An 18,749-nucleotide genomic window follows, 5' to 3' on the forward strand; every position below is an offset into this window, starting at 1 on the left:
GGGGGTATTCATGGGCTTATCTCGCTGCTAGTCAGGCGGCTGAAGGTGGCGGCCAGGCTGGCGTCGTCGGCGCCGATCTGGCTGGCCTGGCCCTGGGCGACCAGGTGGCCGCGGTTGAGGATCAGCAATTGGTCGCTGGCCTGCACTTCATCCAGCAGGTGGGTGGTCCACAGCACGGCCAAGCCCTCGTCGCGGCACAGTTGGCGCACATGCTGATTGAGTGCCAGGCGGCTGGCCGGGTCGAGGCCGGCGCTGGCTTCGTCGAGCAGCAGCAAACGGGGCTGGTGCAGCAGGGCGCGGGCGATTTCCACCCGTCGACGGTGGCCGCCATTGAGGTCGCGGACCTTGTCGTGACGGCGTTCGCCCAGTTGCTGGCGGGCCAGTTCGGCGTCGATACGTTGGCGCGCCAGGGCCGTGGGCATGCCGTGCAGGGCGGCGTGGTAGCGCAGGTTCTGTTCCACGCTCAGGTCTAGGTCCAGGGTGCTTTGTTGAAACACCACACCGAGTTGGCGCAGGGCCTGGCGTGGTTGGCGGCGCAGGCTGTGGCCGAGCACCTGGATCTCGCCCTGCTGCAGGTCGTAGAGGCGGGTGAGTAGGGCAATCAGGGTCGACTTGCCGGCGCCGTTGGGCCCCAGCAAGGCGTTGAAGGAGCCGGGCGCCAGGCTGAATGCCACTTCCTGCAAGGCCTGGCGCGGTCCGTAGGCGAAGCTGATGGCGTTCAGCACCAGGGCGTTCATGGGGTGACCACCACGCCCCAGGGGTAGCGACCGACCTTGATCGACTTGGTCACCTTGAGGCTGTCGACATCAATCACCGACACATCGCTGCTGACGCCGTTGGTGGTCAGCAACTGCTTCTGGTCCGGGGTAAACGCCATGTGCCAGACCCGGCGGCCGACCAGCAGGTAATCGAGAATTTCGTAGCTCTGGGCATCCACCACCGCCACGTGGTTGGCCGGGCCCAGGGCGATAAAGGCCAACTTGCCGTCGGCGCTGAGCTTGACGCCCACGGGCTGCACTTTGTCCGGGTGTACGCCCTTTATCTTGAAGGTCAGCACTTTGTCGATCGTGCGGCTGGCGACGTTGATCACGCTGACTGTGCCGCCGATTTCCGCCGAGGCCCACAGGCGTTTACCGTCGCCGTCGAACTCGACATGCCGGGGGCGCTGGTCGACCAGGGTGTTGTCCACCAGTTGCTGGGTACTGGTGTCGATCCAGTGCAGCATGTTGGTGGTTTCACTGGTGTTCACCGCCCACTTGCCGTCGGGGCTGACGGCCATGCCTTCGGGCTCGACGCCGACATCGATCTGCGCCAGCACCGCATCACTCTGGCTGTCGACCACGGTCACCAGCGCGTCGTCTTCGTTGGAGATATACAACCAGCGGTCGTTGGGGTGCAGGGCGAATTGCTCGGGGTCGGCGCCGGATGGCAGCTCCTTGATGATCTTGCGCGTGGCCAGGTCCATCACCTGCACGCGGTCGGAGTCACTGGCGCAGATGTACAGCAGCTTGTTATCGCTGGACAACAACAGCCCGCGCGGGCGCATGCCGACCTTGAGGGTTTCGGTCACCGTCTGGCTGGCGAGGTCGATCACGCTGATGCTGTCGTCCTTTTCGTTGGACACATAAGCGGTGGCGGCCAGGCTGGCGGTGCTGGCCATGGCGAGGGTGATACTGGCGGCGAGCAGGGCGATGCGCATAGGGATGGTCCTCGGGTTATCGGGGCGTCAGAACGCGGTGGCGGCCAGGTCGCAGCGCACTTCGGCGGCGTCGTAGCCAAGGCTGTCCAGCTCGCTGCTGGGATGGAGAAAACCGTCTTGGGGTGAGGTGCTGACCAGCGCGCGCGGCTGTACCAGCGGAATGGGCTGGCGCAGCTGGCCGCTCCAGGGCCGATAGCTCAGCTTGCGGCCCTTGAAGCCGTCCAGCGGCAACTGCTCGCTGAGGGCCAGTTGACGGATGGCCTTGGCATCGGTCTGGCGCAGTTTGCTGACCGCGCTGGCGATGCTGCGCACGGCGATCCAGGCAGCGAAATCGCGGTCGTTCATCCAGCGCTGGGCGTGGGCTTCGAAGCGTTTTTGCAGCTGGGCGGCGCCGTAGGTTTCCACCGTCTTGTGCCAGCCGGTAGGCGTTAAACCCTGGGTGCCGGCCACCGGCCGTGGGTACCAGGTCTGGTAAGGCAGGTATTCGCCGAAGTCGCCGCGCTCGTCGGCTACCAGCACCACGTCGTATTCCGCGGTCTGGGTGAACAGCGGCATTTCGGCCTGGGCGCTGCGGCGCTGGTCGTTGTCAAAGCTCCAGGCTTTTTCAGCAATAATTTTGTGGCCGAAACGTTTGGCGGCGCGCTTGAGGGCGGTAGCGTAGGCCTGGTCGTCTTCAGTCGGGCCACTGATCAGCAGCCAGCGCTGCCATTGGCGCACGGTCAGAAACTGCGCCAGGGCATCGGTCAGCATCGCCCGGCTTGGCAGCGTATGCAGCACGTTGGCCAGGCAGGCGCTCTGGCGCAATTCGTCGTCGGCACTGCCAGCGTTGAACAGCAGGCTGTCGGGCAGCGCCTGGCTGAGCTGGCGCACGCTGGCTGCCGGGGCATTCAGCACGAACAGGCGTACGCCTTGTTGATGCAGCGTTTTGGCGGCACTCAGCAGGCTGGCGCTGTCGTCCGCACGGGCCGTTTCCAGGCTGTAGTTGTGCTTGAGAAAGCGCCCAGTGCTGTTGCTGTCGACAATCGCCAGCTCGGCGCCGCGCAGGCCGGCGTCCGCTGGTTCCGGGATGACGTTGGACAGCAGCGGGCCGGTGGCCGGGATATAGGCCAGGTAGCCGATGCGCACCTGCAAGGGTTCGCTGGCATGGGTTGCGCTGGCCGCAAGGGCCAGGACGCAGAGCAAGAGATGACGGCGCAGCGGACCCATGGGCAACTCCTAAGTCGGTGTTGCCAGCATAGGAAGCCTGCGGGGTGGGGGAAATATGCACAAAGTACCAAGCGGCCAGTACCAAGGTCGTAAATGCGCGCAGTGCTGGCGCCTCTAGCATTGCCATATCGCCCATAACAATAAAACGGTGTTGCCATGCACGCGCTCAAGACCCTGCTGTTTCCCCTGTTGCTGATCGGCAGCCTGATCGGTTTCGATAATTTGCACGCCGCTGGCGACCTCACGCGCCTGACCACGACCTTGCCGGAGTTGCGCCTGGGCAGTGAGGACAGCGACTACAGCATGTCGCAGCACGAATATGCCCTGGAAACCGGCAAGGCCTACCAGCTCAAGATCATCGCCAGTGGGCAGAAGGAATACGCCTTTCAAGCGCCGGAATTTGCCACCTCGATCTTCCTGCGCAAGGTCGAGGCCGGTGGTGTCGAGATCAAGGCCGTGACCCTCACCGAGCTGGAGTTCGAGGACGCCGGTGAGGCAGAAATCTTTTTCGTGCCGATCAAGCCCGGCAAGTTCCGCTTCTATGCCAAGGGCCTGGAAGGCAAGGGCATGCTGGGCTACTTCGTGGTCAAGTAAGCGATGACTGCGCTCTGGCGAATCAACCTGTGGGTCACGCTGTTTTTTACCCTGGTGGCCGCGCTCGGCATGTTGGTGCTGCTGCGCCAGGCCACCACCGATGTGCAGCGCGAGATGCGCGCCGCGCAGGCCATGGTTGACTACCTGCACGTGGCCGCCAGCCGTGACCCGGCCAGCCTGCACAGTGGCCTGGCGGGCAACCTGCGGCACATCCGCATCACCCCACTGACCAACCCCGAGCTGACGCCGCTCACGCGCCAGGACTGGCTGGCGACGCAGTTGTTGCCCGAGTTGCCGGCGCCGGTCACGGTGCTGATGGACGACGGCCAGACCCTGCAAATTGCCGTCGACCCTCGCGATGAAATCGAGGAAGTGCGCGACTCGCTGCTGCAGTTGCTGTTGCTCAGCGTGCTGGCCTGGTTGGCCAGCCTGCTCAGCAGTCGCTGGGCGGTGGCGCGCGGGCGACGGGTGCTGGATGAATTACTCGGCGGGCTGCAGCAGGTCGCCCAAGGCCAACTGGAAGTGCGTTTGCCCGCCCATAGCATCGCCGAGGCGCAGGTGCTGGCTGGGCATTTCAACACCATGGTTAGCACTTTGCAGTATGCGCAAACCGACAACGCCAAGTTGACCCAGGCCTTGCTGGCCCTGCAGGAGCGTGAGCGTGCGCACCTCGGTCAGACCCTGCATGACGACCTTGGCCAATACCTCACGGGCATTCGCGCCCAGGCCTGTTTGCTGCGCAGCCTCGCCGAGCACCCCGACGCGGTGAAAAAAACGGCGCAGAGCCTGGAGGCCAATTGCGAGTATTTGCAGCAGGGCTTTCGCGCCCTGATTCGCGATCTCTACCCCGTGGTGCTGGAGCGCCTGGAGCTGGATGCGGCCCTGCAATTGCTCACCGACGATTGGCAAACCGCCCAGGGCATTCGTTGTCGCCTGTTGCTGGGCGCCGATTTGCCGACCCTGCCACTGCCGAGCAAGGCCCACTTGTACCGTCTGGTGCAAGAAGCACTGACCAACGTCGCCCGCCATGCCCAGGCCAGCGAAGTGCGTATTCGCTTGCAGCAGCGCGGCGGTCGTTTGCACTTGCTGGTGCGTGACAACGGCCGTGGCGCGCAGTTGCCGCAGCGGGCTGGGATTGGCCTGCGCTCAATTAGCGAACGCGCCCGCAGCCTCGGTGGCGTGGTGCATTGGCGCAGCCGCCCAGGTCGGGGCTGGCTGTTGCGTTTACGCGTGCCGCTGACGGTGGAGAACCAATGAAAATTCTTTTGGTGGATGATCACGCCGTGGTGCGCCAGGGCTATGCCAGCCTGTTGCGTGCTTTGTTGCCGGAGGTGCAGGTCAGCGAGGCCTGCGACGGTGAACAGGCCTTGGCACAGGTGCAGCTGGAGATTCCCAGCCTGATCATCATGGACATCGGCCTGCCCGGCATCAGTGGCCTGGAAACCTTGCGCCGTTTGCGCCAGCGCTTGCCGCAGATCCGCGTGCTGTTCTTCAGCATGCACGACGAGCTGCCTCTGGTACGCCAGGCCCTGGAGGCTGGCGCCCTGGGCTACCTAACCAAAACCTCGGCGCCGGAAGTGCTGCTGGAGGCGGTCAAACGCACGCTCGCCGGGCATGCGTATATCGAGCAGAACCTGGCCACCCATCTGGCCTGTAACCTGACCCAAGACGGCCGCCTGGACCCACGCCTGCAGAACATGACGCCGCGCGAGCTGGAGATCTTCGTGATGCTGGCCAAGGGCATCCCCAGCCGGCAGATCGCCGAGAAGCTGTGCATCAGCAGCAAGACCGTGTCCAATAACCTGACCCTGCTAAAAAGCAAACTGCAGGTCAGCAGCCAGGCCGAGTTGGTGCATCTAGCCATCGACACCGGCGTGCTGCGCCTGGGCCTGGAAAGCGCCTGAGGTCTAGTTGACGTCCCCGTTAAGGCTTGCGCGCCACCAGCACGGCGCGGGTGGGGGCTGGCAGGCCTTCGGCGGTGCGGCTGTGATCGTCGGGGTCGAGGAAGTCGCCCAGCGACTGATAGCGCATCCAGTCGGTGGAGCGTTGCTCCTCGACACTGGTCACGCTGACATCCACGCAGCGTACATCGACAAAGCCGGCACGCCGTAGCCACAGTTCCAGGGCCGGTACAGAGGGCAGGAACCAGACGTTGCGCATCTGTGCGTAGCGGTCTTCGGGCACCAGCACTTGCTGGGCATCGCCTTCTACCACCAGGGTTTCCAGCACCAATTCGCCGCCTTTTACCAGGCAATCCTTCAACGCCAGCAGGTGGTCGATGGGCGAGCGGCGGTGGTAGAGCACGCCCATGGAGAACACCGTGTCGAAGCCTTCAAGCTTCTCGGGCAACTCTTCCAACGCCAGGGGCAGGTGCCAGGCGGGCAGGTCCGGTAGGTAGCGCTGCATGGCCTGGAACTGGCAGAAGAACAGCCAGTTGGGGTCGATGCCAATCACGCTTTCGGCGCCGGCGCCGAGCATGCGCCACTGGTAGTAACCGTTGCCGCAGCCGACATCCAGCACGCGCCTGCCGCGCAGGTCGAGGTGCGGTGCGACCCGCGCCCACTTCCAGTCCGAGCGCCATTCGGTGTCGACATGCACACCAAACAGGTTGAACGGCCCCTTGCGCCACGGCGACAGGCCGAACAGGGCATCGCGCACCTGTTGGCGGGTAGCGTCATCGCAATCGGTGTCGAGGGTAAAACTATTGAGCAGGTCGACTTGGCTCGGCAGCATCACCGGCAGGGCGTCGAGCGCCGCTTGCCAGCGGCCGAGGTCGCCGTGGCCGACAGCCATCTTGGCGTCCAGCTGCTGTTGCAGGTCATCGGCCCAGTCTTCCAGGGGCGAGCCCTTCAGTCGTAGGACCAGCGGAGTCAAATCGAGCATGGGCAGGCCTGTTAGGGAAGGGCGATAAGCGAGGCGAAGTTAAGGCACTGGAACCACACCTCCACCTGGCTGAAACCGGCGGCCAGCAGGCGTTCGCGGTGTTCTTCCAGGCTGTCGGGGAGCATGACGTTTTCCAGGGCGCTGCGTTTCTGCGCGATTTCTAGCTCGCTGTAACCGTTGGCGCGTTTGAAGGCGATGTGCAGGTCGGTGAGCAGGGCGTGTTCGGCCGGGTCATTGAAGCGCAGCTTCTCCGAGAGGATCAGCGCGCCGCCGGGCAGCAAGGCCTGGTGGATGCGTTGCAGCAGGCCGAGGCGCTGGTCGGGCTGGATAAATTGCAGGGTGAAGTTCAGCGCCACCAGGGATGCCGGCTCGAACTGCAGGGCGAGAATATCCGCCTCACGTACCTCCACCGGCAGCAGTTCCTGGAACATCGAGTCCTGGGCGTGCAGGTATTCGCGGCAGCGCTCGACCATGGCCTGCGAGTTGTCCACGGCGATCACCCGGCAGTCGGCAATCTGCACATGGCGGCGCAGGGCTTGGGTCACTGCGCCGAGGGAGCTGCCCAGGTCGTACAGCACGCTGTGGGGCTGGGCGAACTGGGCGGCGAGCACGCCGAGGTTCTCGACAATGGTCGGGTAGCCCGGCACCGAGCGTTTGATCATGTCCGGGAACACGCGCACCACGTCTTCGTTAAAGGCGAAGTCGGCGACTTGCGCGTGTGGCGTGGCGAAGATGCGGTCGGGGTTGTGCTTCACGTGGCAGTTCCGGGCGGGCGAAAGGCCGGCATTTTAGCCAAATATCACGCCCGGCCGCAGCATTAGCGGCTCAGTGGCCGGCAAATCGCTCAGGCCCACGCGGCGGAGGGCAGCGTGCGAGCAGGTCTACTCTTGCAGCGCTTGTTTGAGAGCTGCATAGGCCGGCGCCGCTGGGATGCCGATTTCTACGCACAGCGCCATCACCCGTTCCAGGTCGCAGGTATAGACGAGTACGGCCTGCAATTCGTCGTCCAGGGGCTCGCTGAAATTGAGCAACACATAGCCGCCCACCTCTTTGTTCATGCTGCTCAGCTGCACCTGGATGCTGTTGAGCGCCGACAACGGCTTGGCCTTGGCCAGTTGCTTGGGCTTGATGTTGAAGGGCACATCGCTGCTGAACGACGCCATGATCTGTTCCAGCAACTCGGCGTAGCTATCGCCCTGGAACAGCACGGTATCCGGCAGGCTGCCGACCACCACCCATTCGCCTAGGGGGATGGGGTAGGTGTCGTCGTAGTTGATGTCCGGGTTGGCGGCCAGGAAGGCCTGCGGATCGGCATAGGCCTCGGCGGCCTCGCTGGCGATGCACAGGACCTCTTCGTCAGTCATGCAGCCGGAGCTGATTTTGCCGATCAATTCAACGAGCAGGTCTTTCATGGGCGATATCCAAAAGGCGTGATGGCCGCAAGGATATCGCGAATAGGCGCGCGCCGGCTAAGCCTGGCGCGTGTGCGCCGAGGCGGCGATACCGAGCTGGCCGAACCAGTAAGTGAGAATGATGGCCACGTCGGCGCCGGCAAACGGGCTGACGAAGCGGTTGATGCCGATCAGGCTGTCGGACAGCACAAACAGCAGCGCACCGCCGGCGCCGAGCCAGGCCGAGCGGCTGGCGATGCCTGGCACGCCGAGTCGCGCCAGGGCCCGCCAGAGCATGGCGCTGATGGTCAGGGCATACAGGGCCACCGGAATTTGTAGCGGGCCGAGGCCGTTTTGCGCCAACAGGCTGAACATGCCCAGGCCAAAGGCGGCGGCGATGGCCAGCGCCAGCAGGGCCGGGCGACGGCTGTCACCCAGGTAGGCGACGAGAAAGCACAGATGGCCGAGTAGAAAGGCGCCGAGGCCGAAGACGAACAGGTCCGCCGGCCACTCCAGCAGCATGTCGCCGGCCAGGGATAACAGCAGACCTAAGGTGATCCAGCGCCGGTAGCTGCCGGCGGGCGCTAGACGCATCCACAGCAGCAGGGCAATCAACGGCAGGGGTTTGCTCAGCAGGCGCAGCGGGGTGTTATCAAGGGCGAGGCCGAGCAGAAACAGGGCAAAGCCGCCGAGGCCGATCAACAGGATAAGTCGCACGTCACGCATGGCCGTTCTCATTGTTATGGGTGTGCCGGCATCTTGCGGTGTATTGGCACAGAAGTACCAGTCGTGCGGCGCCAAACCCAGCGGCAAATCGGGCCGGGCGAGCACCTATTCAGCGCCCTGGGTTTACTCCACGGTTACCTGGCAGTCGAAGGTTTGCTCAGGGGCTACGCCGGTTTCCCAGGGCCGGCGATAGACCAGCAACAGGCGGCCGCTGCCGGGTTGCGCGGCCTCGAAGCGCCAGCTGGATTGGCCGGCGCTGCCGACCAGGCCGCTGTCTTCCGGGTTGCTGTAGACCTCCGGGCCGAGGCTGCGCAAGACGCCGGGCGCAGCATCCTGGACCTGCCAGCGAAAGCCGGTGGTCGGGTTGCTGCGCAGGTTGATCAACACTGTCTGGCCGCGCGCCAGCTCCAGCGGGCAACGGCTGAAGCGCTCTTCATCGAGGCTGATGGTGCTGGGCGTCTGCGTACAGGCCGCCAGCAGGCTCAGGCTGCTGACCGCCGCAATGCGGCTCAGGGATGCAATGGACATGGCGACCTCCTTGGCTGAAGGTCGCCAGCATAGCCCCAAGGGGGGGCGCAGCCTACTGGAACAGCACCTTGGTGACATCACGGTAATGGCTGGCGAAGTGCGCGGTGATCCCGTCCTTGAGGTAGTCCGGCAGCTCGGCGTAGTCGCCGCGGTTGGCCTCCGGCAGGATCAGCTCGAAGAGCTTTTGCCGCCGCGCGGCGATGACTTTTTCGCGCACGCCGCCGATGGCCAGCACTTGCCCGGTGAGGGTCAGTTCGCCGGTCATGGCCACGCCTTTCTTCGCCGGCTGGTCACGGGCCAGGGAGAGCAAGGCGCTGGCCATGCTGATGCCGGCGCTGGGGCCGTCTTTCGGCGTGGCACCTTCTGGTACGTGCAGGTGGACGAAGGCCTGGTCGAAGAAGGTCGGGTCACCGCCGTATTGCGTGAGGTTGGCGCTGATGTAGCTGTAGGCGATTTCCGCCGATTCTTTCATCACCTCACCCAGTTGGCCGGTCAGCTTGAAACCACGGTTGAGGGTGTGAATGCGCGTGGCTTCGATCGGCAGGGTCACGCCGCCCATGCTGGTCCAGGCCAGGCCAGTGATTACGCCGATACCGCTGAGCAGGCGTTCGCGGCGGAACGGTGGCATGCCTAGGTAGCTTTCCAGGTCCTTGGGGCCGACCTTGATCTTCTCGTCCGGGTGCTCCAGCAGTTTGACCACCGCTTTGCGCACCAGCTTGCCGAACTGTTTCTCCAGTTGGCGCACCCCGGCTTCGCGGGCGTAGCCGTCGATAATGCCTTTCAGGGCCGCGTCGCTAATGCTCAGGTGTTTCTTCGCCACGCCGGCTTTGGCCAGTTGCTTGGGCCACAGGTGCTGCTTGGCGATGGCCAGTTTTTCTTCGCCGATATAGCCGGCCAGGCGGATGATCTCCATGCGGTCCAGCAATGGGCCGGGGATCGAGTCGAGGGTGTTGGCGGTGCAGACGAACAGCACCTTGGACAGGTCCAGGCGCAGGTCCAGGTAGTGGTCAAGAAACTCGCCGTTCTGCTCTGGATCGAGGGTTTCCAGCAGTGCCGAGGCCGGGTCGCCCTGGTGGCTGGCGCCGAGCTTGTCGATCTCGTCGAGCATGATCACCGGGTTCATCACCTCGACTTCCTTCAACGCCTGCACCAGCTTGCCGGGCATGGCGCCGATGTAGGTGCGCCGGTGGCCCTTGATCTCCGCCTCGTCGCGCATGCCGCCGACGCTGAAGCGATAGAACGGCCGGCCGAGGGTTTCGGCAATCGACTTGCCGATGCTGGTCTTGCCCACCCCCGGCGGGCCCACCAGCAGCACGATGGAGCCGGCGATCTCGCCCTTGTAGGCGCCAACGGCGAGGAATTCGAGGATGCGCGCTTTCACGTCCTCCAGGCCGGCGTGTTGCTTATCCAGCACCTGGCGCGCATGGGCCAGGTCGAGTTTGTCCTGGCCATAGACGCCCCAGGGCACGCTGGTCGCCCAGTCGAGATAGTTGCGGGTGACCGCGTACTCCGGCGAGCCGGTTTCCAGAATCGCCAGTTTGCCCAACTCTTCGTCCAGGCGCTTTTGCACCTGGGCGGGCAGGGTCTTGCCAGCCAGGCGGGCGCGGAATTCGTCACTGTCGGCGCTGCGGTCGTCCTTACTCAGGCCCAGCTCGCGCTGGATGATTTTCAGCTGTTCCTTGAGGAAGAATTCGCGCTGATGTTCGCCGATCTTGCGGTTGACCTCGGCTGACAGCTCGTTCTGCAAACGTGCGACTTCCACCTCTTTGCGCAGCAGCGGCAGGACCTTCTCCATGCGCTTGAGGATCGGCACGCAATCGAGCACTTCCTGCAGTTCGCTGCCCGGCGCGGTGGTCAGGGCGGCGGCGAAGTCAGTAAGCGGCGAGGGCTGGTTGGGGCTGAAGCGGTTGAGGTAGTTTTTCAGTTCTTCGCTGTACAGCGGGTTGAGCGGCAGCAGCTCCTTGATCGCATTGATCAGGGCCATGCCATAGGCCTTGACCTCGTCGCGGCCGTCGTTGGCACTTTGCGGGTATTCGACTTCCGCGAGATACGGCGGGCGATGGCGCTTGAGCCAGCCGCGGATGCGCACGCGCTGCAGGCCCTGAGCGACGAATTGCAGCTTGCCGCCTTCGCGGTTGACCGAATGCACGCGCACCAGGGTGCCGTGCTCCGGCAACTGGCTGGGGTCGAAGTGACGCGGGTCGCCCAGGGGCTGCTCGACAAAGAACAGCGCCAGGCTCTTGTGCTCGGTGTTGCCTATCAGCTCCAGGGTCTCGGCCCAGGGCTCCTCATTGAGGATCACCGGCAGTACCTGACCGGGGAAGAACGGCCGGTTGTGCACCGGGATGATGTACAGCGTGTCTGGCAGTTGTGGGCCTGACAACAGCAGGCCGGTGCCGGCGCTGCCTTCGTCAGGTTGATCGGTGTAGATATCCTGCTCGTTCATTGCGGTCCCTGATCACGGAAATGGGCTTTCCCGATACATGGGGCGATGGCCGGGGCATTTCAATCAAGCGGGCGCGCCAAGCTGTTGCTGCAAATTACCGAGGCGGGCGTCGATCAGTGGGGTGAGCAGGGCGAAACAGGCCGCGGGGCTGATGGCCACGCGGGCGGCGTCGATCAATTCGCGCCGCAACTGCTGCAGGGCGTTGCCCAGTTCCAACTGGCGGCTGGCGCTGGCCTGCAGGCGCTGACTGAGGTAACGCATCTGCACTTGCAGCGGCAACGGACAGCGCTCCTGCTGGGCACCGCGCACGGCCAGGCCGCGCAACTGAGCGAGGTCTTCCAGCTCGCGGCAGGCCAGGGTCAAACCTTGCAGGCTGGGTTGGCTGCGCAGCAAGCGCAGTTCCAGGTGCTCGACGCCATTGAGCAATTGCTCGATCAGCTGGCAGTGCCCGGCAAAGTCAGCGGGGTGCTGGCGCAAGCGGCGCCAGGCGCCATCCAGCTCGGCCAGGCCGCTGTCGTCTTGCGGGCAACTGCGCCACAGGTGATCCAGTTCGGCAGCGATCTGTTCGCGCTGCTGACGCGCCTCCTGACTGTCCTGGCCACCCAGGCCGCGGTGTTTCTGCACTCGCTGCAGCAGGGCCAGGGCATTGTGCAGGCTGGCTTGCCAGGCCTGGTTGTGGCGCTGGCGTTGTTGCCGGCGCAGGCGGTTGCACAAAGCGCCGAGGGCCAGCAGGGCGCCGGCGGTGCCCAGGGATACGCTTAACAGGCTCATGGGCGGGCCTCCAGAATGGCGGTCATCTGCGTCAGGTACAGGGTCAGTTCGTGCAGCTGCTGGTTGTCGCCGCTCTGACGCAGCAGTGCATCGCTGATCTGTTGCAGCTGTTCGCTGAGAGACTGATTGGCCTGGCTGTGTTCGTGCAGGGCGTGGTGCATGCTGCCCAGTTGCTCGACATTGCCACGGCTTTGCAGGGCCAGGGCGTCGAGGTTGCTGGCCAGCCCCAGGCTCTGCTGGTTGCCGGCCTGCAGCAGCTCGCGGTGCTCGTCCACCTGGCTGCGCACGGTGGCCACCGCCGCGGCAATCGCTGCCACCACTTGGGTGATGTCGCTGGCGGTATGGCTGGTGGCCTGGGCCAGGTGGCGAACCTCGTCGGCCACCACGGCAAAGCCGCGGCCCTGCTCGCCGGCGCGCGCCGCTTCGATGGAGGCGTTCAGCGCCAATAGCTGGGTTTGCTTGGCCAGGCCCTGGATGCTGGCGACGGCTTTTTCCACCGCCTCGGTGCGCAGCAGCAGTTCGCTGACGGCCAGTCCGGTACGGCCCAGGCTCTGACCGATATCGTGCAAAGCGCCGCCCACTTTTTGCGCATCCTGGCAGCCAGCCTCGCTTTTTTGGTGCGTTTCGCCAAATGCCTGCAGGGCGTGGTCGGCCAGGCTACGGATATGCAGCAGTGTCTGGCTGATCTGCTCGCTGGCGGCAGCGATCATATTTACGCGCTGGCTCTGCTGACTGCTCTGCTGCTCGGTCTGCTCGGCCATGCGCTCCAGGGCCTGGCTGGCAAACTGCACCTCGCTGCGCAGGCGCTCGGCCAGGCGTTGCTGGTCACGGCAGCGCACCAGCAGCTCCTCGCCGTCGGCCGGACTGTTAAGGGTGGTGGCCAGTAGCTGCAGGCTCTGTTGCAAGGGCGCCGTGTGGCGGCGCCACCAGCCGTGCAGGGCGGCGCTCAAATACAGGCACAGCACCAGGGCTGCCATGGCGCCTTGAGGGTGTTGAGTCAGCGCCAGGCCCACGGCCAGAGCGGCACACAGGGCTGGGATGGCCGCGCGCAAGGCGCCGCAACGGTCCAGCAACAGAATTCCGAATTCCCACATAAGTAACGTCCTGGCAGCGCCGATAAGGCTCGGCGACCAGAGGGTGATAGCAAGATACTGGCCAGTGCGCGGGTTGCCGTCGGTCGTTGACGCTTTCGCCGGCCCGGCAAGCGGTTAGAATGGCCCCACCTGCGGCGCCTTGATGCCGCGGCCGGCCTGGAATCCGTCGATGCTGAGTACCCGCCTGCTGTGCCTGGACGACCAGGCTCACGAACACGCCCACGACCACCATCAGTTGGTGCTGTCGTTGTCCGGGCGTGCGGAGTTCGAGGTCAACGGCCGCGGCGGTGAAGTCTGCCGGATGCGCGCCTGCTTGGTGCCCGGCGATGCCGAACACCAGTTCGCCGGAGTCGGCGACAACCGCATGCTGATCCTCGACCTCAACGAGCAGGACACGCCCGAGGCCGACCTTGCGCTGCTCGCCGAGCTGTTCGAAACCCCACGTTATCCGGCCCTGGATGCCGACTTCCAGAACCTGCTGAGCTACGCCGGCGCGGAGCTGGCGCGCTTCGGCAGTGATCCGCATTTGTCCCGCGCTCTCGGCGGCGTGCTGCTGCGCGCCTTGCACCTGCGCCTGTTCGGCAGCCCCAGCCGCAGCCCGGCCAGCGTCCTCGATGTGGAGCGCCTGGACGCCTATATCGGCGAACACCTGGCGCGGCGCATCAGCGTGGCCGAACTGGCCAACGTCGCCTGCCTGAGCCCCAGTCACTTCCACGCTCAGTTCAAAGACAGCGTCGGCTTCACCCCTCACCAATACTTGCTCAAAGCCCGCCTCGACCGTGCCAGCCGCCTGCTGCAAAGCAGCCCGCTGCCCCTGGTGCGTATCGCCGAGGAGTGCGGTTTCTCCAGCCAAAGCGCCCTGACCACCGCCATGCGCCGCTACCTCGGCCTGACCCCCAAGCGCCTGCGCAACGCCTGAGGCTTGGGTACATCTGCGCAGTGGTAAGGCTTTTGTAGAGACGGCTTTAGCCGCGAACAATTGGACGCCCTGCTGGGTTGCGCCATGGCCAGGCCTGGTTGGCTGTAGTAGCGTTGCCCGTCGCATGCCGTGGTCTGATCAGGAGGGATTCTGTGGATATCAAACTCATCATCAATGCGCTGCCTGAGGCAAAAGCCAAGGCGGTGCTGGCGCAGTTGCTGGAGCGCTACCTGACACCGGCGTTTGCCGCCTTGCCGAAGAACGAGGTGGAGTTGCTGGTGCTGGATGCCCTGGAGCAGGTGGGGGCGATTAGCGCTGACCCGCAGTTGTATGAACTGGTGTCCAAACTGAAGGTGACGCGGCCCAAGGCGCGCCGGTTGATCTATGACCGTGAGCTGCGCCACTCCAGCAGTGCGGACCTGGATGCCAAGGTCAAGGCGCTGCTCAAGCGCCCGTTACTGCAAAAACAGGGCGAGCTGTTTGTGCTGGAGGTGGAAAACCCGCTGGTCAGCGATCACCTGCGCGATAAGGTGCACCAGTTGGGTTATGTCTCCGATGGTTCCTTCTCGCCTAGTTTGATCAAACTTGGGCTGGAGGCCATCACCGCGCTGATCGCCTCCTTGCTCAGTACCGCCGAGCAAGAACAGGTGCGCCTGGCGCTGGTGGCGGCCGGTGCGCCGGATGGCTCGTTCAAGGGCGTCCTCAAGGCCACCTTGAAGAAGGTGGCCAGCAAGGTTGCCGCTGACAGTGGGGAAGCCTTGATGGACAAAGCCGCGGGCTATCTCGCGCCAATCGTCGATGCCAGCATTGCCGCGCTTGGCGAGAAAGCAGCGGAGCTGTTTGCCCAGTGATGCGTACGTCTTAAACAAGCGTTTAGCAAAAGTTCCAGGCCTCGGAGCTTTTGGCAAAAACTCCAGAGCTTTGCGCAAGAAGCCTTCATCCCTCTGTCACTAGAGTCCGTTATCCCGCCGCGTTGCGTGCATTAGAGCCAATGGTTCCTGCACCTGTGTGGCTATGGGCTAGACCGACAACAATGACTCCAGAAGAGGAAAGGCGTGATGTTTACAGCCAGCCACGTCTTGCAAGGCGACGTTCTCACAAAGACCGCTGCCGAGTTTTTCCCCGTCATCAGCGCCAATTACGGCGTCGACGAGGCTAACTATCTAACCGAGCTGCTCCAGCTCGCCGACCCCGGTGACGATGGTGTCGCGGCTATCCGCCGCAATGCCCGTACGTTGATTGACAACGTGCGTAGCCGGGACAACGCCGTCGATACCCTCGACGCACTGCTTCGTCAGTACAGCCTCGATACCCAGGAAGGGCTGATGCTCATGTGCCTGGCCGAGGCTTTGCTGCGGGTGCCGGATGCCGCCACGGCCGACGCCCTGATCCGCGACAAACTGAATGCCGCCGAGTGGGAACGCCACCTCGGCAAGAGCGACAACGTGCTGGTCAATTTTGCCGCCTGGGGCCTGGTGATGACTGGCAAGGTGGTCGACGCAGAAAACGCCGATGGCTCACCGAAGAATGTCATCGGCCGCCTGATCAAACGCTCCGGCGAGCCGGTGATTCGCGCGGCGATGAACCAGGCCATGAAGCTGATGGGCAAGCAGTTCGTGCTCGGCCGCAACATCAGCGAGGCGCTGAAAAATGGTCGTCCGCAGCGTGAGAAGGGCTACAGCTATTCCTTCGACATGCTCGGCGAAGCCGCGCTGACCCAGGCCGACGCCGAGAAGTACATGGCCGACTACCGCCTGGCCATCGACACCGTGGGCAAGGAGCCGCAAGTCGGTCCGGGGCCGCGGCCGTCGATCTCGATCAAGCTTTCCGCGCTGCACCCGCGTTATGAAGTGGCCCAGCGCGAGCGCGTGCTGACCGAGCTGTTCGCCAATGTGCTGGAGCTGGCCACCCGCGCCCGCGCCCTCGATGTGGGTATATCCATCGACGCCGAGGAAGCCGACCGCCTGGAGCTGTCCCTGGAGTTGTACGAAAAACTCCTGCGCGCGCCGGCCCTGCAAGGCTGGGGCGAGATCGGCCTGGTGGTGCAGGCGTACTCCAAACGCTGTCTGCCGGTGCTGGTGTGGCTGACCCTGCTGGGCAAAGAGCTGGGGGCGAAGATGCCGCTGCGCCTGGTCAAAGGCGCCTACTGGGACAGCGAGATCAAGCAGTCACAGCAGTGGGGCCTGGACAGCTACCCGGTTTTCACCCGCAAAGAAGGCACCGACACCTCGTACCTGGCCTGTGCCCGTTACCTGTTGAGTGAGCACACCCGTGGGGTGATCTACCCGCAGTTCGCCAGCCATAACGCCCACACCGTCACCTGCATCCTGGCTCTGGCCGCCGCGGCCAAGACGCCGCGCGAGTTCGAGTTCCAGCGCCTGCACGGCATGGGCGATGCCCTCTACGACACGGTGATCGAGCAGCACCGCCAGACCGTGCGCATCTACGCCCCGGTCGGCGCGCACAAAGACCTGCTGCCGTACCTGGTGCGTCGCCTGCTGGAAAACGGCGCTAACTCGTCGTTCGTCCATCAGTTGGTCGACCCGAGTGTGCCGGTGGAGTCCCTGATTGATCACCCGGTGACGCAACTGCGCAAGTTCGCCAGCCTCGCTAATGACAAAATCCCTCTGCCGCCGGCGCTGTTTGGCTCCGTACGGAAAAACTCCCAAGGCCTCAACATGAATATCTCCGCTGCTATGCAGGCCCTTGAGCTTGCCTATCAACCGCACCTCAACCGTCAGTGGCATGCCGCGCCGGTGATCAACGGCGAGAAGCTCAACGGCTACACCCAGGAAGTACGCTGCCCGTACCAGCAGAGCAAGGTGCTCGGCACCGCCCAGTTCGCCAGCGCCGCGCAAGCCGGCCAGGCCCTCGACGCCCTGGCCGTCGCTTGGCCGCGCTGGAACGCCACCCCGGTTGAGCAGCGTGCAGCGATCTTCGAGCGTCTGGCCGATTTGCTTGAAGCCCAGCGCGGCGAGCTGATGGCTCTCTGCACCCTGGAAGCCGGCAAGACCCTGCAGGACGGCATTGATGAAGTGCGTGAGGCGGTGGATTTCTGCCGTTACTACGCCCAGCAGGCCCGCCTGCGCCTGGGCCGTGAGGAGCTGCAAGGCCCGACCGGCGAGCGCAATGAACTGTTCCACGAAGGCCGCGGCATTTTCGCCTGCGTCAGCCCGTGGAACTTCCCGCTGGCCATTTACCTGGGCCAGATCAGCGCCGCGCTGTTGGCCGGTAACTGCGTGCTGGCCAAGCCGGCCGAGCAGACCAGTCTGATTGCCGCCCGCACCCTGGAGCTGATGTTCGAAGCCGGCTTGCCGACCGACGTGATCGCCTTCCTGCCGGGCGACGGCGCCACCCTGGGTGGCGTGTTCTGCCGCGATGCTCGGGTGGCGGGTGTGTGCTTCACCGGCTCCACCGACACCGCGCGCATCATCAATCGCCAGTTGGCCGACAAGCCCGGCCCGATTGCCGCGCTGATCGCCGAAACCGGCGGCCAAAACGCCATGATCGTCGACTCCACCGCGTTGCCCGAGCAAGTGGTCAAGGATGCCGTGCAGTCGGCCTTCACCAGCGCCGGTCAGCGTTGCTCGGCCCTGCGCGTGCTCTATGTGCAGGACGATATCGCCGAGCGCGTCATCGACCTGCTCAAGGGCGCCATGGCTGAACTGAAGGTCGGCGCATCGGAGAAACGTGAAAACGACATCGGTCCGGTGATCGATGCCGAGGCCAAAGCCGGTCTGTTGGCCCATATCGCCACGCTCAAGAGTGCAGGCAAGCTGATTGCCGAAACCCGCTTGCCGAGCGGCCTGGACGGTCATTTCGTCGCCCCGGTGGCGTTCGAGATCGGTGGCATTCACGAGCTGAACAAGGAACACTTCGGCCCCATCCTGCACCTGGTGCGCTTTGCCGCCAGCGAGCTGGATGCGGTGGTCGGCGCGATCAACGCCACCGGCTATGGCCTGACCCTCGGCGTGCACAGCCGCAACGAGGAAACCGCCAAGCGCATTGAGGCCCAGGCGCGGGTCGGCAACCTGTACATCAACCGCAACCAGATCGGTGCCGTGGTGGGTGTGCAACCGTTCGGCGGCTGCGGCCTGTCCGGCACCGGGCCAAAAGCCGGTGGGCCGAGCTACCTGCTGCGCTTTGCCAATGAACGCACCACCTCGGTCAATACCACGGCGGTGGGCGGCAACGCTTCGCTGCTGTCGTTGAACGACGCGTAACCGTTGTAGCCCGGATGTAATCCGGGGCGCTTCACCGCACGTGGTCCCGGATTGCATCCGGGCTACGGTGCTGCTGCCTCTGCTGTCAGAGGCATTGCCATGCGTGATCTGACGCCGTTGTTTGGCGTCAACCGCTGTAACACCCGCCACAAGTGGGTGGATTAAATGGCTATGTCGACGTTGTGTGTTGCGGGTGCGATTGGGCAGTTGTAGGAGCGGATTTATCCGCGAAGTTCGCGGCTGAAGCCGCTCCTACGGCATGCCGCTAG

17 protein-coding genes are annotated in these 18,749 nt (G+C 64.4%); 6 read left to right on the top strand and 11 right to left on the bottom strand.

Annotated elements, in window-relative coordinates:
* Positions 1–8 precede the first annotated feature (8 nt).
* From AC56DI_RS09550 to AC56DI_RS09560, 3 genes are read right to left on the bottom strand one after another with little or no spacing between them, the layout of a single operon-like run.
* Positions 9–737 carry an ABC transporter ATP-binding protein gene (locus AC56DI_RS09550; RefSeq protein ID WP_496345938.1) on the bottom strand — a complete coding sequence of 243 codons (729 nt, stop codon included), beginning with the start codon at positions 735–737 and terminating at the stop codon, positions 9–11.
* Complete coding sequence (locus AC56DI_RS09555; protein ID WP_496345939.1) at positions 734–1,699, bottom strand: YVTN family beta-propeller repeat protein; 966 nt, start codon at positions 1,697–1,699, stop codon at positions 734–736. Before AC56DI_RS09555 ends, AC56DI_RS09550 begins: the two co-directional genes overlap by 4 nt.
* A gap of 27 nt (positions 1,700–1,726) precedes the next feature.
* A complete protein-coding gene (locus tag AC56DI_RS09560) occupies positions 1,727–2,905 on the bottom strand; it encodes an ABC transporter substrate-binding protein (RefSeq protein ID WP_496345940.1) in 1,179 nt (392 codons plus the stop codon).
* Positions 2,906–3,061: 156 nt separating this feature from the next.
* Here AC56DI_RS09560 and AC56DI_RS09565 point away from each other — a divergent pair, with 156 nt between their 5' ends.
* From AC56DI_RS09565 to AC56DI_RS09575, 3 genes are read left to right on the top strand one after another with little or no spacing between them, the layout of a single operon-like run.
* Positions 3,062–3,499 carry a cupredoxin domain-containing protein gene (locus tag AC56DI_RS09565; protein WP_496345941.1) on the top strand — a complete coding sequence of 146 codons (438 nt, stop codon included), beginning with the start codon at positions 3,062–3,064 and terminating at the stop codon, positions 3,497–3,499.
* A 3-nt stretch (positions 3,500–3,502) separates the two neighbouring features.
* Positions 3,503–4,756 carry a HAMP domain-containing sensor histidine kinase gene (locus tag AC56DI_RS09570; protein WP_496345942.1) on the top strand — a complete coding sequence of 418 codons (1,254 nt, stop codon included), beginning with the start codon at positions 3,503–3,505 and terminating at the stop codon, positions 4,754–4,756.
* Positions 4,753–5,403 carry a response regulator transcription factor gene (locus AC56DI_RS09575; RefSeq protein ID WP_324517896.1) on the top strand — a complete coding sequence of 217 codons (651 nt, stop codon included), beginning with the start codon at positions 4,753–4,755 and terminating at the stop codon, positions 5,401–5,403. Before AC56DI_RS09570 ends, AC56DI_RS09575 begins: the two co-directional genes overlap by 4 nt.
* Before the next feature lie 19 nt (positions 5,404–5,422).
* On the opposite strand, the gene cmoB is transcribed toward AC56DI_RS09575, so the two are convergent.
* From cmoB to AC56DI_RS09615, 8 genes are all read right to left on the bottom strand, one after another.
* Positions 5,423–6,382: a tRNA 5-methoxyuridine(34)/uridine 5-oxyacetic acid(34) synthase CmoB gene (gene cmoB / locus AC56DI_RS09580; RefSeq protein ID WP_496345943.1), complete on the bottom strand. Its 960-nt coding sequence runs from the start codon at positions 6,380–6,382 to the stop codon at positions 5,423–5,425.
* Between the two features lie 11 nt (positions 6,383–6,393).
* Entirely contained in the window at positions 6,394–7,137 is a 744-nt protein-coding gene (cmoA, locus tag AC56DI_RS09585; RefSeq protein ID WP_496345944.1) for a carboxy-S-adenosyl-L-methionine synthase CmoA, read from the bottom strand.
* A gap of 126 nt (positions 7,138–7,263) precedes the next feature.
* The gene (locus AC56DI_RS09590; protein ID WP_496345945.1) at positions 7,264–7,794 is read right to left on the bottom strand and encodes a hypothetical protein; all 531 of its coding nucleotides are present in this window, start codon (positions 7,792–7,794) and stop codon (positions 7,264–7,266) included.
* A 57-nt stretch (positions 7,795–7,851) separates the two neighbouring features.
* Positions 7,852–8,499 carry a lysoplasmalogenase gene (locus tag AC56DI_RS09595; RefSeq protein WP_496345946.1) on the bottom strand — a complete coding sequence of 216 codons (648 nt, stop codon included), beginning with the start codon at positions 8,497–8,499 and terminating at the stop codon, positions 7,852–7,854.
* A gap of 123 nt (positions 8,500–8,622) precedes the next feature.
* Positions 8,623–9,027: a protease inhibitor I42 family protein gene (locus AC56DI_RS09600; protein WP_496345947.1), complete on the bottom strand. Its 405-nt coding sequence runs from the start codon at positions 9,025–9,027 to the stop codon at positions 8,623–8,625.
* 52 nt (positions 9,028–9,079) lie between these two features.
* On the bottom strand, positions 9,080–11,473 hold the full coding sequence (gene lon / locus AC56DI_RS09605) for an endopeptidase La (protein ID WP_496345948.1): 2,394 nt from the start codon (positions 11,471–11,473) through the stop codon (positions 9,080–9,082).
* 63 nt (positions 11,474–11,536) lie between these two features.
* Positions 11,537–12,244, bottom strand: coding sequence for a hypothetical protein (locus AC56DI_RS09610; RefSeq protein ID WP_496345949.1), 708 nt, complete (start codon positions 12,242–12,244; stop codon positions 11,537–11,539).
* A complete protein-coding gene (locus AC56DI_RS09615; protein ID WP_496345950.1) occupies positions 12,241–13,338 on the bottom strand; it encodes a methyl-accepting chemotaxis protein in 1,098 nt (365 codons plus the stop codon). Before AC56DI_RS09615 ends, AC56DI_RS09610 begins: the two co-directional genes overlap by 4 nt.
* Positions 13,339–13,507: 169 nt before the next feature.
* On the opposite strand from AC56DI_RS09615, the gene AC56DI_RS09620 reads away from it, so the two are divergent.
* From AC56DI_RS09620 to putA, 3 genes are all read left to right on the top strand, one after another.
* On the top strand, positions 13,508–14,257 hold the full coding sequence (locus AC56DI_RS09620; RefSeq protein ID WP_496345951.1) for a helix-turn-helix domain-containing protein: 750 nt from the start codon (positions 13,508–13,510) through the stop codon (positions 14,255–14,257).
* Between the two features lie 152 nt (positions 14,258–14,409).
* Positions 14,410–15,108, top strand: a complete 699-nt coding sequence (locus tag AC56DI_RS09625; RefSeq protein ID WP_496345952.1) for a hypothetical protein — start codon at positions 14,410–14,412, stop codon at positions 15,106–15,108.
* Between the two features lie 207 nt (positions 15,109–15,315).
* Positions 15,316–18,480, top strand: coding sequence for a bifunctional proline dehydrogenase/L-glutamate gamma-semialdehyde dehydrogenase PutA (putA, locus tag AC56DI_RS09630; RefSeq protein ID WP_496345953.1), 3,165 nt, complete (start codon positions 15,316–15,318; stop codon positions 18,478–18,480).
* Positions 18,481–18,749: the final 269 nt, after the last annotated feature.

This window comes from Pseudomonas sp. BGA-UO-ETr-WB11, from assembly GCF_059567785.1.

Excerpts from the sequence above, each read along its gene's own strand:
- AC56DI_RS09620 (WP_496345951.1), top strand. The coding sequence starts at position 13,508 with ATGCTGAGTACCCGCCTGCTGTGCCTGGACGACCAGGCTCACGAACAC.
- AC56DI_RS09555 (WP_496345939.1), bottom strand. The coding sequence starts at position 1,699 with ATGCGCATCGCCCTGCTCGCCGCCAGTATCACCCTCGCCATGGCCAGC.
- AC56DI_RS09615 (WP_496345950.1), bottom strand. The coding sequence starts at position 13,338 with ATGTGGGAATTCGGAATTCTGTTGCTGGACCGTTGCGGCGCCTTGCGC.
- AC56DI_RS09575 (WP_324517896.1), top strand. The coding sequence starts at position 4,753 with ATGAAAATTCTTTTGGTGGATGATCACGCCGTGGTGCGCCAGGGCTAT.
- AC56DI_RS09600 (WP_496345947.1), bottom strand. The coding sequence starts at position 9,027 with ATGTCCATTGCATCCCTGAGCCGCATTGCGGCGGTCAGCAGCCTGAGC.
- AC56DI_RS09550 (WP_496345938.1), bottom strand. The coding sequence starts at position 737 with ATGAACGCCCTGGTGCTGAACGCCATCAGCTTCGCCTACGGACCGCGC.
- AC56DI_RS09560 (WP_496345940.1), bottom strand. The coding sequence starts at position 2,905 with ATGGGTCCGCTGCGCCGTCATCTCTTGCTCTGCGTCCTGGCCCTTGCG.
- AC56DI_RS09595 (WP_496345946.1), bottom strand. The coding sequence starts at position 8,499 with ATGCGTGACGTGCGACTTATCCTGTTGATCGGCCTCGGCGGCTTTGCC.
- putA (WP_496345953.1), top strand. The coding sequence starts at position 15,316 with ATGTTTACAGCCAGCCACGTCTTGCAAGGCGACGTTCTCACAAAGACC.
- AC56DI_RS09590 (WP_496345945.1), bottom strand. The coding sequence starts at position 7,794 with ATGAAAGACCTGCTCGTTGAATTGATCGGCAAAATCAGCTCCGGCTGC.
- AC56DI_RS09570 (WP_496345942.1), top strand. The coding sequence starts at position 3,503 with ATGACTGCGCTCTGGCGAATCAACCTGTGGGTCACGCTGTTTTTTACC.
- AC56DI_RS09565 (WP_496345941.1), top strand. The coding sequence starts at position 3,062 with ATGCACGCGCTCAAGACCCTGCTGTTTCCCCTGTTGCTGATCGGCAGC.
- AC56DI_RS09610 (WP_496345949.1), bottom strand. The coding sequence starts at position 12,244 with ATGAGCCTGTTAAGCGTATCCCTGGGCACCGCCGGCGCCCTGCTGGCC.
- lon (WP_496345948.1), bottom strand. The coding sequence starts at position 11,473 with ATGAACGAGCAGGATATCTACACCGATCAACCTGACGAAGGCAGCGCC.
- cmoB (WP_496345943.1), bottom strand. The coding sequence starts at position 6,382 with ATGCTCGATTTGACTCCGCTGGTCCTACGACTGAAGGGCTCGCCCCTG.